An 11,548-nucleotide genomic window follows, 5' to 3' on the forward strand; every position below is an offset into this window, starting at 1 on the left:
CCCTCTCGGGGGCGGCCCGGCCTTCCGCCGTGCGGCGTCCGCTACTTGAGCATCGCGGCGGCCTCGACGGCCCAGTAGGTGAGGATCTGCTCGGCGCCCGCGCGGCGGATCGAGGTGAGCGTCTCCATGATCATCCGCTCGCGGTCGATCCAGCCGTTCGCGGCGGCCGCCTCGACCATCGCGTACTCGCCGGACACCTGGTACGCGGAGACCGGCACCGGGGAGGCGTCGGCGATCTGGCGCAGGATGTCCAGGTAGGCCATGGCGGGCTTCACCATCACCATGTCCGCGCCCTCGGCGAGGTCCTGCTCCAGCTCGCGCAGCGACTCGCGGGCGTTGGCCGGGTCCTGCTGGTAGGTCTTGCGGTCGCCCTTGAGCGAGGAGCCGACGGCCTCGCGGAACGGGCCGAAGAAGGCCGAGGCGTACTTGGCGGTGTAGGCGAGGATGCCCACGTCCTGGTGCCCGGCCTCGTCCAGCGCCCGGCGGATCACGCCGATCTGGCCGTCCATCATGCCGGACGGGCCGACCAGGTGGACGCCGGCGTCGGCCTGCACCCGGGCCATCTCGGCGTAGCGCTCCAGGGTGGCGTCGTTGTCGACGCTGCCGTCGGCGGCCAGCACGCCGCAGTGGCCGTGGTCGGTGTACTCGTCCAGGCAGAGGTCCGACATGACCACCAGGGAGTCGCCGACCTCGGAGACCACGTCCCGGATCGCCTGCTGGAGGATGCCGTCCGGGTTGGTGCCCTCGCTGCCGACCGCGTCCTGCACCTCGGGGACACCGAACAGCATCAGGCCGCCGAGGCCCGCCTCGGCCGCCTCCACCGCGGCCTTGCGCAGGCTGTCCCGGCTGTGCTGGACGACACCCGGCATCGACGTCACCGGCACGGGCTCGCTGACGCCCTCACGGACGAACACCGGCAGGATCAGCTCCGCCGGGTGCAGCCGGGTCTCGGCCACCAGACGGCGCATCGCCGGGCTCTGGCGCAGCCGGCGAGGGCGTACGTACGGGAATTCAGCGGTCACGGCTTCTCTCTCCGAACGGTTGTGCAGCGCCGGGGCGACGGTCGGCCGCCCCGGCCATGAGGGGTTTCTCAGCGGGCCTTGCGGCGCGAACCGGGACGGCGCTCGCTGGGCCGGTAGACCGGCTCACCGGCGGCCGTCGCGGTGTCGCGGCGCTTGGCCCCGAAGTCTGCCAGCGCCTGGGCCAGCGCGGTCGCCGACGGCGCCGGGGCCATCACGTCGACCCGCAGGCCGTGCTCCTCGGCGGTCTTGGCGGTGGCCGGGCCGATGCAGGCGATGACCGTCACGTTGTGCGGCTTGCCCGCGATGCCGACCAGGTTCCGGACGGTCGAGGACGAGGTGAACAGCACCGCGTCGAAGCCGCCGCCCTTGATCGCCTCGCGGGTCTCGGCCGGCGGCGGCGAGGCGCGCACCGTCCGGTACGCCGTCACGTCGTCGACCTCCCAGCCCAGCTCGACCAGGCCGGCCACCAGGGTCTCGGTGGCGATGTCGGCGCGCGGCAGCAACACCCGGTCGATCGGGTCGAAGACCGGGTCGTACGGCGGCCAGTCCTCCAGCAGCCCGGCCGCGGACTGCTCGCCGGAGGGCACCAGGTCCGGCTTCACGCCGAAGTCCACCAGGGCCTGGGCGGTGGTCTCGCCGACCGCCGCGACCTTGATCCCGGCGAACGCCCGGGCGTCCAGGCCGTACTCCTCGAACTTCTCCCGGACGGCGCGCACCGCGTTCACCGAGGTGAAGGCGATCCACTCGTAGCGGCCGGTGACCAGGCCCTTGATGGCCCGCTCCATCTGCTGCGGGGTGCGCGGCGGCTCGACCGCGATGGTCGGCACCTCCTGCGGCACCGCGCCGTACGAGCGCAGTTGCTCGGACAGGCCGGTGGCCTGCTCCTTGGTGCGCGGCACCAGGACGTTCCAGCCGAACAGCGGCTTGGTCTCGAACCACGAGTGCGAGGCGCGGTGGGCGACCTGCTCGCCCACCACGGCTATCACCGAGGTGGCCGGGTCGACCGGGGCGGAGACCGGCGAGGGCAGCACCCGGGCGGCCTTCAGGTCGGCCGCGATGCCGGACAGGGCGGAGGTGAAGGTCCGCTGGCGGGTGGTGGTGCCGGAGAGCGTGGCGCTGAGCGCCGACTCCGGCTTGCGGCCGCCCGCGACCAGGGCCGCGGCGGTGGCCGGCAGCTGGCCCAGGGTGGTGCGGACCACCAGGGTGGTCTCCGGCGCGCCCAGGTCCACCGGGCCACCGGCCAGCAGCGCGGCGCCGTCCACGAAGCGCACGTCGGTGCCGGCGCCGGCCCGCAGCGGGACACCCGCGTACGCCGGGACGCCGACCGACTGGGCGACGCCCGGGATCACCTCGAACGGGATCCCGTCGCCCGCGCAGCTGAGCATCTCCTCGGCGGCGCAGCCGTCCAGGCCCGGGTCGCCGTCGACGGTGCGGACCACGTGCTTGCCCGAGCGGACGGCCTCGGCGACCAGCTTGGCCAGGTCGAAGCCGGCGCCCTCGGCGACGGGGCTGTGCACCTGCACGGCGGACGGACAGTGGCTGCGCACCGCGGCGGCGGTCAGCGGGTCGGCGACCAGCACGTCGGCGGTGGACAGCACCTCGACCGCGCGCAGGGTCAGCAGCCCCGGGTCCCCGGGGCCCGCGCCCAGGAAGGTGCACCGTCCGGTGGCGGGCTGTCCCGGGAACAGGGCGTCGGTGGCGGCGGTGGTGGGGCTCATGCGCCCACCTCGCTGCGCTCGGCGGTCTCTTCGCGAAACGCGCAGCTCTTCATGATTCGCTCGCTTCGCTCGCTCATCGGGCTCGCTCCCCCATCAGGGCGGCCGCGCCCGCGGCGAGCAGCCGGTCGGCCAGCGCGCGGCCGAGGGCCACCGCCTGCCGCTCGGCGGTCTCGTCGAGGACGATCGGACCGTTGGCGGACATCTTCAGCAGGGCGGATCCGTCGGGGTTGCCGACCACGCCGTCCAGCCGCAGTTCGTTCTCCCGGCCCCAGGTGGCCAGGGCGGCCACCGGCGCCGAGCAGCCGGCCTCCAGGGTGGCCAGCAGGGAGCGCTCGGCGGCCACGGCGACCCGGGTGGGGGCGTGGTCCAGCGCGGAGAGCGCGGCGGTCAGCTCCGTGTTCGCGGAGGTGCACTCGACCGCCAGCGCGCCCTGGCCGGGGGCCGGGATCATCAGCTCGGTGTCGAGGTGCTGGGATATCTCGGCGCTGCGGCCGAGCCGGTTCAGGCCGGCCGTCGCCAGCACCACCGCGTCCAGCTCGCCGCTGGTCACGAAGCCGATCCGGGTGTCCACGTTGCCGCGGATCGCGACCGTCTCCAGCCGGGCGCCGCGGGCGGTGGCCCAGGCGTTCAGCTGCGCCATCCGGCGGGGCGAGCCGGTGCCGACCCGGGCCGGGCGGCCGGCGCCGGCCAGCTTCTCCACCAGTTCGTCCAGGGTCAGGCCCTCGGCCGAGACCAGGGCGTCGCGGACGTCCTCGCGCACCGGGACTGCGGCCAGCGCCAGGCCCTCGGGGGCGGCGGTGGGCAGGTCCTTGAGCGAGTGCACGGCGAAGTCGATCCGGCCCTCCAGCAGCGCGTCGCGCAGCGCGGAGACGAACACACCGGTGCCGCCGATCTGCGCCAGCGACTCCCGGGAGGTGTCGCCGTAGGTGGTGATCTCCACCAGCTCGACGGGGCGCCCGGTGACCCTGGTCACCTCGCGGGCCACCATGCCCGACTGCGCCATGGCGAGGGCGCTGCGCCGGGTTCCGAGCCGCAGGGCCGCGGTGGCCGAGGGCTGCTCCGTGATCGCTTGACCATTCATGAGGTGATCGTCCCGGTGGTACTCGTGGGATGGCTGACGGTTCATCTGGTGCCCCCGGCGGAGGGCTGGGGCGCACCGCCGACGGGCGTGCCCGACACGGCGTGCACGGCCGCCGGGTCGAGGTCGAACAGTTCGCGCAGCGCCTCCGCGTAGGAGGCGCCGCCGGGCTCGGCGGCCAGCTGCTTCACCCGGACGGTCGGGGCGTGCAGCAGCTTGTCGACGACGCGTCGGACGGTCTGGGTGATCTCGGCGCGCGAGCGCTCGTCCAGGTCGGGCAGCCGGGAGTCCAGCCGGCCGAGCTCGGCGGCGACCACGTCGGAGGCCATCGAGCGCAGCGCGACCACGGTCGGCGCGATCCGGGCGGCCCGCTGGGCGGCGCCGAAGGCGGTCACCTCGTCGGAGACGATCCGGGTGACCTCGTCGACGTCGCCGGCGCCGGGGCTGGCGGCGTGCGCGTGGGAGAGGCTCTCCAGGTCGACCAGCAGGGCGCCGTCCAGCTCGTGCACGGTGTGGTCGACGTCGCGCGGCATGGCGAGGTCGAGCAGGGCCAGCGGCTGGGCGGACGGCCCACGGGTGGCGACGGCGGCGGCCACGTCCTCGGCCTTGATCACCACGCCGGAGGCGCCGGTGCAGGAGATCACCAGGTCCACGTCGGCCAGCGCGTCCGGCACCTTCTCCAGGTCCAGGGTGCGGGCCACGTCCGGGCCGAGGATCTCGACCAGCCGCTCGGCCCGGGCCGGGGTCCGGTTGGCGATCAGCAGGTCGGTCACGCCGGCGCGGACCAGGGTGGCGGCGGCCAGCGAGCTCATCGAGCCGGCGCCGACCACCAGCGCGCGCTTGCCGGCGATCTCGCCCGCGCCCGCCGCGACCTGCTCCAGGCCGAAGGTGACCAGCGACTGGCCGGCCTTGTCGATGCCGGTCTCGCTGTGCGCCCGCTTGCCGACCCGCAGCGCCTGCTGGAACAGCTCGTTCAGGCCGCGCCCGGCGGTGTGCTCGTCCTGGGCCTTGGCCAGCGCGTCGCGCAGCTGGCCGAGGATCTGGCCCTCGCCGACGACCATCGAGTCCAGGCCGCAGGCCACCGAGAAGATGTGGTGGACGGCGCGGTCCTCGTAGTGGACGTACAGGTGGGAGGTCAGCTCCTCCAGGTCCACCCCGCTGTGGTGGGCCAGCAGCAGCGACAGCTCGGCGACGCCGGCGTGGAACTTGTCCACGTCCGCGTACAGCTCGATCCGGTTGCAGGTGTTGACCAGCGCGGCTTCGGCGACGGTCGTGGTGGCGGCCGCGTCGTGCAGCAGCCGGGTCGGTACGTCACCCGTCAGCGCGGCGCGCTCCAGCACCCCGACCGGGGCCGTGCGATGGCTCAGCCCTACGACGAGAAGGCTCATGCCCGCCCCTCACAGCTCTCGGTGTTCATGCGGGCATCACCGCGGAGAGATCCCCGTCGCCGCCCTTGGCGGACTTTCCCTTGGCCGGCTCGGCCTGGTCCTTGGCCGCCGTCTCGGCGGCGCCCCGGGCGCTCTTGCCGCTGCCGCCGGCCGCGCGGCGCAGTTTGGCGGCGGCCGCCCGGACCGGCCCGGGGGCGCGGTCGAGCACCGACTCGGCACGGTCGTCCGGCTCTTCGCCGGCCTTGCGCTGCTCGTGGAAGGCGAGGATCTGGAGCTCGATGGAGAGGTCCACCTTGCGCACGTCCACGCCGTCCGGGACGGTCAGCACGGTGGGGGCGAAGTTCAGGATGCTGGTCACGCCGGCCTCCACCAGCCGGTCGCACACCTGCTGGGCGGCGCCGGGCGGGGTGGTGATCACGCCGATGGAGACGTGCTGGCTCTCGACGATCGACTCCAGCTCGTCCATGTGCCGCACCGGGAGCCCGGCGGCGGTGGAACCGACCACGTTCGGGTCGGCGTCCAACAGGGCGGCCACCCGGAAACCGCGGGAGGCGAACCCGCCGTAGTTGGCGAGCGCGTGGCCGAGGTTGCCGATGCCGACGATGACGACCGGCCAGTCCTGGGTCAGGCCGAGTTCGCGGGAGATCTGGTAGACGAGGTACTCGACGTCGTAGCCGACGCCCCGGGTGCCGTAGGAGCCGAGGTAGGAGAAGTCCTTGCGCAGCTTCGCCGAGTTCACACCGGCCGCGGCGGCCAGCTCCTCGGAGGAGACGGTCGGCACCGAGCGCTCGGAGAGCGCGGTGAGGGCCCGCAGGTAGAGGGGCAGGCGGGCGACCGTCGCTTCCGGGATGCCCCGGGCACGCGAGGGTCGGCGCGCGGCGCCCTGGTCGGGCGTCTGCGAACTGCTCTGTGGTGGGCGGCCGATTGCCACGGTGCTCCTGTGGGTGAAGCTGGGCTTTGGCAGCCAGGCTATGCGTTTGTGAACGTGTGCACAAAGATGGTGTCCGTTTTGTCCCTGCACAGTGATGCGCATCACGCCGCCGTCAGGCCGTCGGACCCATAGCACCGGAGTGCGTCAGCACGACCTCCGGGGCCTGCGATCCGGGTAGCCAGGGGCCGTACGGCGTCTCCCTGCGCAGCAGCGGGACGCCGGCGCCGCAGGGGCGGGAGCGGGCCCGGCCGAGCCGGGGCCAGGGCACCCCGGCGGCCTCCCGCAGCGGGCCCGCCCAGTCGTCCGGCGGGCAGGACGGGACGCCGACGCAGTGCCGCAGCAGCTCGGCGGTCACCCGGGCGTCGCCCAGCGCGGTGTGCGCCGGGTACCAGCCCAGGCCCGCCGCCTCCGCGCAGGCCGCCAGGCCGTGGCCGCGGGCGTCCGGCAGGTGGGCGCGGGCCAGCCGCATCGTGCACAGCAGCGGGACCGGCGGCATCGGCACCCCGATCCGGGCGAACTCGCGATCGAGGAAGGCGTGGTCACAGCTGACGTGATGACCGACCAGCACCCGGCCGGCCAGCAGCTCCAGCAGCCGCGGGGCGATCTCGCGGAAGCGCGGGGCACCCTCGACGTCGCACTGGCGTATCCGGTGCACATGGGTCGGGCCGACCGGGCCGAGCGGGTCCAGCAGGGTGGCGAACTCCCCCTCCGGGCACAGTCGCTCGTCGAGCAGCACCACCGCGACCTCGACCACCCGGTGCCGCCACGGACTGCGGCCGGTCGCCTCCACGTCCACCACGGCGAAGCCCCGCGCTCCTTCCGGGGTCGCGGGCGTCCCAGGGGTGGGGCCGGGAAGCATGGCGGCACTCCTCGCGTGCTCAGCCCCCCACGGGCGCAAACGTGTTCGATCGTAAGCCGACCGGCCCGTCGCGCCCCAAGCCGAAACGGAGTGTCTTCGGCAACGATTCGGCGAACCGCCCCCGCCGGACGACGGGGGCGGTGGTGTACGGACGGACGCCCCCTCAGGCCTCCAGGGCCTTGCGCAGACGGCTCTCGTCGACCCGCCAGAAGTCGTGCTGACGCCCGTCGATCAGGGTGACCGGGATCTGCTCCCAGTAACGGCGGTACAGCTCCTCGTCCTGGGTGATGTCCCTCTCCTCGAAGGACGCCCCCAGCTCGCCCGTCACCCGGACGATCACCTCGCGGGCCTCGTCGCACAGGTGACAGCCGGGCTTGCCGACCAGGGTCACGGTCCGGTCCGCGGGCTTGGGGCTCTTACGTCGCAGCAGTGGGCTCACCGCCCCATTCTGCGCCACCCGCCCGGCCGCCCCGGGCGCGCGGGCCGGCCGGACGGGCCCGCGGGGCCGGACGAGCTGTTCACCTCGCGGGCACGGCTCCGTCACGGTCGCCGCACGTCGGGCTGGCTATCCTCGATGACATGGCCGTGCTCAGAAGGCTCACCCAGGCAAGGCGTTCCAGCGGCGAGCGGAGCGCCCTGGCCGGCGAAGCCGCGGCCGAGGCGGCCGAGGCCGCGCTGCGGGCCGCCCCCGAGCCGGAGCGCCCCGGCGGGCCGGACGGCGCCGACGCCCCCGGCACCCCGCGGACGCCGGACGCCTCGGACCCCGGCAAGCCCGGCAAGGCCCCCAAGGCCCCGGCAGAGAACCACACCCCGGACCCGGACGACCCCCGCGCCGCCGCCTTCTTCGACTGCGACAACACCATCCTGCGCGGCGCCGCCGTCTTCTACCTCGGCGTCGGCCTCTACCGCCGGGGCTTCCTCACCCGCCGCGACATCGCCCGCTTCGCCTGGCAGCAGGCCTGGTTCCGGCTCCACGGCACCGAGGACCCGGACCACATCTCGGACGCCAAGCAGTCCGCCCTCGGCATCGTCGCCGGCAAGCGCACGGCCGACCTGGAGGCGATCTGCGAGGAGATCTTCGAGGAGGTCGTGGCGGACAAGATCTGGCCGGGCACCCGCGCCCTGGTCCAGATGCACCTGGACGCCGGCCAGCGGGTCTGGCTGGTCACCGCCGCCCCGCTGGAGGTGGCCCGGATCATCGCCCGGCGGCTCGGCATGACCGGGGCGCTCGGCACCGTCGCCGAGGCCAGGGACGGCCTCTACACCGGCCGACTGGTCGGCGACCTGCTGCACGGCCCGGCCAAGGCCGCCGCCGTCCGCGCGCTGGCCCGGCGCGAACGCCTCGACCTCGACCGCTGCGCCGCCTACAGCGACTCGGCCAACGACATCCCGATGCTCTCGCTGGTCGGCCACCCGTACGTGGTGAACCCGGACGGCGCGCTGCGCCGCCACGCCCGGGCCCAGGGCTGGCGGGTGCGGGACTTCCGGACCGGGCGCAAGGCGGCCCGGGTGGGGCTCCCGGCGGCGGCCGCGCTCGGGGTGCTGGCCGGCGCGGCGGCGGCCTGGGTGGCGCTGAACCGGCACCGGCGCACCGCCTGAGGACCGCGCCCGGGCCCGCTCCGGCACGCTCGCCCGGGAGAGTGAGCACACGTCAACCATGCCTCTGACCTGGCCCCTCGTACGGGCGAACTCCCTTGCAGCACACGGCAGTCCGTGGCGCCTGCGCGAACCTGGCTGCCGGTGACCGGTTCTGATCGTTCGCCAGACCGGGAAAGTCGGGGATTGCCGAGCCCCAAGGCTGGGAAACCGCCCCCGAGGCTGCCGAATTGGTCACCCTGGGCGCCCGTTCGATCACGTTGAGCCGGATGAACGATGACATCTCCGGCCATTATCAGCCGAACATGCACAACAAATGGATCCCAAACGACCACTTCGACCACACGGTGTAGCTGTCATTGCACAAAGCGTTATTCTCTCCTGGATGCACGTCGCCACGCGTCCCGCTCGAACGGACGCCTCTGGACGTGCTCTCCGCGCAGGCGGAGGTGATCCGTCCACAGTTCTGCCTCTGGGAGTCCCGTGTACCCACCCGTCCGGAACGACGCGCCTGCACCCTCCCGCCCGTCGTCCGCACCCCTGCGCCCCCGCACCGGCCTCCGCGACCGGCCCACCGTCGAGCGGCAGATCTCCACCGGCCTGGAACTGCTCCGCAGCCTGCTCCGCAGCCAGTTCGACGGCCAGTTCGACGGCCAGTTCGGCGGCGCGCCCCGACTCGCGCTCGCCGGAGGAACGTTCGGCCAGCCCCAGGGCCCGGGCGCGGCACTGCGCACCACCGCCGCCGGCTCGACCGGCACCGGCTCGCGCGGCCGCACCGCCGGCGTCGGCCGGGGCCGTGCCAGAACCGCGCCCAGCCCCGGCTACGAGACCGAGCACAACCCGGTCATGGAGCTGGTCGAGCGGGCCCAGGCCGGCGAGAGCGAGGCCTTCGGCAGGCTCTACGACCACTACGCGGACACCGTGTACCGCTACATCTACTACCGGGTCGGCAGCCGGGCCACGGCCGAGGACCTCACCAGCGAGACCTTCCTGCGCGCCCTGCGCCGGATCGGCACCTTCACCTGGCAGGGCCGGGACTTCGGCGCCTGGCTGGTCACCATCGCCCGCAACCTGGTCGCCGACCACTTCAAGTCCAGCCGCTTCCGGCTGGAGGTCACCACCGGCGAGATGCTCGACTCCAACGAGTGCGAGCGCAGCCCGGAGGAGTCGGTGCTGGAGTCGCTCTCCAACGCCGCCCTGCTGGAGGCGGTGCGCCGGCTCAACCCCCAGCAGCAGGAGTGCGTCACCCTGCGCTTCCTGCAGGGGCTCTCGGTCGCCGAGACGGCCCGGATCATGGGCAAGAACGAGGGTGCCATCAAGACGCTCCAGTACCGGGCCGTCCGCACCCTGGCCCGGCTGCTCCCGCCCGACGCGAGGTGAGGGGCGCGGTGGACGGGGCGGCCGCGGCGCGGCCCGGCCGCCCGTCACCGTCGACGCCCGCCCGACACGTCAGGGTGAACGGTCGGTCCGATGATCAGCCGTGCGTAACCGACCGCCGCCACCGCTCGTTGGCCAGCGTGCAAGCCCCCACCGGGCATACGGTCAAGTCGAATTGCGGCCTATCACCCGATGGAGTGTCTTTGGCCAGCCTGGGCAACCGTCCGGCGGGCCGGGGTGTCGACAACGACGAAGGGAGGTGTGGCCCGTGACGGCAAACGTGCTTGAGCACCGGCGGGCGAAGGCCTTCGCCGAGGCGCTGGAGGCCCACCAGGCGGAGCAACGCGCTACGGCCACCGCCGGATCGGACAACACCGCTGCCACCGGCGCCGGTTCGGCCGCGATGGCCGAACTGGTCGGCCTGACCGACGTGCTGGGGGCGCTGCCCGGGCCGGCCCTGGACCAGGAGGTCCGGACGGTCCAACGCGCCCAGCTGATGGCCGCGTTCGAGCAGGCCTTCGCCGGCGGCACGGGCGCCGCGGTGCCCCGCCAGCGCCGCCACCGGGCCATCCGCACGGCGCCGCGCGGCCGTTGGAGCCGCCGGTTCGCCATCGGCGGGCTGGTCGCCGGGCTCGCCGTCGGCAGCCTGGCCGGCGCCGCCGCGGCCAGCTCCAACGCCCTCCCCGGGGACTCGCTGTACGGTCTGAAGCGCGGGCTGGAGGGCCTGCGGCTCGACTTCGCGGGCTCCGACTCCGAACGCGGCGAGATGCTGTTGGACAACGCGGCCACCCGGCTCGGCGAGGCCAAGACCCTCGTCGGACGCACCGGCCCGGCCGGCGCGCTCAGCGACGCCACCGTCGACCGGGTCCGCCGCGCACTGGACGACATGCACGCCGACGCCCTCAGGGGCCGCGAACTGCTGCGCTCCGTCTACCGCAGCAACGGCTCGCTCGACCCGATGCGGGCACTGGCCGGATTCGCCCACGACGAGGACGGCCGCTGGAGCGAGCTGCAGGGCAGGCTGCCCGTCCAGCTCACCCGGCAGGCCCACCTGGTGAACCAGCTCTTCGACGACATAAGCGAGGACGTCGCGCCCCTGCGCCTGGCCCTGCCCCCCGCCGTCGGCGGTGGCGCGGCCGGCTCCGGAGCGGGCGACGGCTCGTCCGCGTCGACCGGCGGATCCCCGGCCGGCTCCCCGGCGAACGGCTCCGGCAGCACCTCCGGCACCGGGCAGGCCCCGGGCGCCCCGGCCGGGACCCACCCCGGCGCCACCGAGCACGCCCCGGCCAACCCCGGCGCCGGCGCGTCCGGCAACGGCGGCAAGGGCGGCCTCCTGCCGGAGAACCTGCCCACCGGCGCCCCGGACGCGGTCAACGGACTGGTCGGCGGCCTCACCAGCGGGCTCACCGGCGGCAAGCCCTCGCCGAGCGCCGACGCGGCTCCCCAGGCACCGCAGCCGGGCACGCCCAGCGCCCCCGCGGCCCAGCCGCAGGGCGTCGAGGTGCCGCCGCTGCTGCCGGACCTGCTGCCGGGGCTGCGCATCCTGGGCGGCTGAGGAAGGACGGCGAGGGCCCGGCGG

Annotated in this window: 10 protein-coding genes; 3 read left to right on the top strand and 7 right to left on the bottom strand. The window is 74.4% G+C overall.

All coding sequences use genetic code 11. The annotated features are described in order from the left end of the window. Nucleotides 1-41 precede the first annotated feature (41 nt). The 7 genes from hemB to ACFRMQ_RS29475 form a co-directional block, all read right to left on the bottom strand. Entirely contained in the window at nucleotides 42-1,022 is a 981-nt protein-coding gene (gene hemB, locus ACFRMQ_RS29445) for a porphobilinogen synthase (RefSeq protein ID WP_380733703.1), read from the bottom strand. A gap of 68 nt (nucleotides 1,023-1,090) precedes the next feature. Continuing rightward, nucleotides 1,091-2,740 (bottom strand): uroporphyrinogen-III synthase, encoded by a 1,650-nt coding sequence (locus tag ACFRMQ_RS29450; RefSeq protein ID WP_380733704.1) that lies wholly within the window; start codon nucleotides 2,738-2,740, stop codon nucleotides 1,091-1,093. A gap of 73 nt (nucleotides 2,741-2,813) precedes the next feature. After that, nucleotides 2,814-3,821 carry a hydroxymethylbilane synthase gene (gene hemC, locus ACFRMQ_RS29455; protein ID WP_380733705.1) on the bottom strand — a complete coding sequence of 336 codons (1,008 nt, stop codon included), beginning with the start codon at nucleotides 3,819-3,821 and terminating at the stop codon, nucleotides 2,814-2,816. 41 nt (nucleotides 3,822-3,862) lie between these two features. Beyond that, entirely contained in the window at nucleotides 3,863-5,206 is a 1,344-nt protein-coding gene (locus ACFRMQ_RS29460) for a glutamyl-tRNA reductase (RefSeq protein ID WP_380733706.1), read from the bottom strand. Nucleotides 5,207-5,231: 25 nt separating this feature from the next. After that, entirely contained in the window at nucleotides 5,232-6,131 is a 900-nt protein-coding gene (locus ACFRMQ_RS29465) for a redox-sensing transcriptional repressor Rex (RefSeq protein WP_380733712.1), read from the bottom strand. A gap of 118 nt (nucleotides 6,132-6,249) precedes the next feature. Continuing rightward, complete coding sequence (locus ACFRMQ_RS29470; RefSeq protein WP_380733707.1) at nucleotides 6,250-6,996, bottom strand: exonuclease domain-containing protein; 747 nt, start codon at nucleotides 6,994-6,996, stop codon at nucleotides 6,250-6,252. A gap of 163 nt (nucleotides 6,997-7,159) precedes the next feature. Then, complete coding sequence (locus ACFRMQ_RS29475) at nucleotides 7,160-7,435, bottom strand: glutaredoxin family protein (RefSeq protein WP_380733708.1); 276 nt, start codon at nucleotides 7,433-7,435, stop codon at nucleotides 7,160-7,162. A gap of 140 nt (nucleotides 7,436-7,575) precedes the next feature. On the opposite strand from ACFRMQ_RS29475, the gene ACFRMQ_RS29480 reads away from it, so the two are divergent. The 3 genes from ACFRMQ_RS29480 to ACFRMQ_RS29490 all read left to right on the top strand — a co-directional run bounded on the left by ACFRMQ_RS29480 (nucleotide 7,576) and on the right by ACFRMQ_RS29490 (nucleotide 11,524). After that, on the top strand, nucleotides 7,576-8,595 hold the full coding sequence (locus ACFRMQ_RS29480; protein WP_380733709.1) for an HAD family hydrolase: 1,020 nt from the start codon (nucleotides 7,576-7,578) through the stop codon (nucleotides 8,593-8,595). A 480-nt stretch (nucleotides 8,596-9,075) separates the two neighbouring features. Next, on the top strand, nucleotides 9,076-9,972 hold the full coding sequence (locus tag ACFRMQ_RS29485; protein ID WP_380733710.1) for an ECF subfamily RNA polymerase sigma factor, BldN family: 897 nt from the start codon (nucleotides 9,076-9,078) through the stop codon (nucleotides 9,970-9,972). Between the two features lie 265 nt (nucleotides 9,973-10,237). After that, a complete protein-coding gene (locus ACFRMQ_RS29490; protein ID WP_380733711.1) occupies nucleotides 10,238-11,524 on the top strand; it encodes a DUF5667 domain-containing protein in 1,287 nt (428 codons plus the stop codon). Nucleotides 11,525-11,548: the final 24 nt, after the last annotated feature.

The sequence above is a fragment of the Kitasatospora sp. NPDC056783 genome, assembly GCF_042789895.1.
Lineage (GTDB): Bacteria > Actinomycetota > Actinomycetes > Streptomycetales > Streptomycetaceae > Kitasatospora.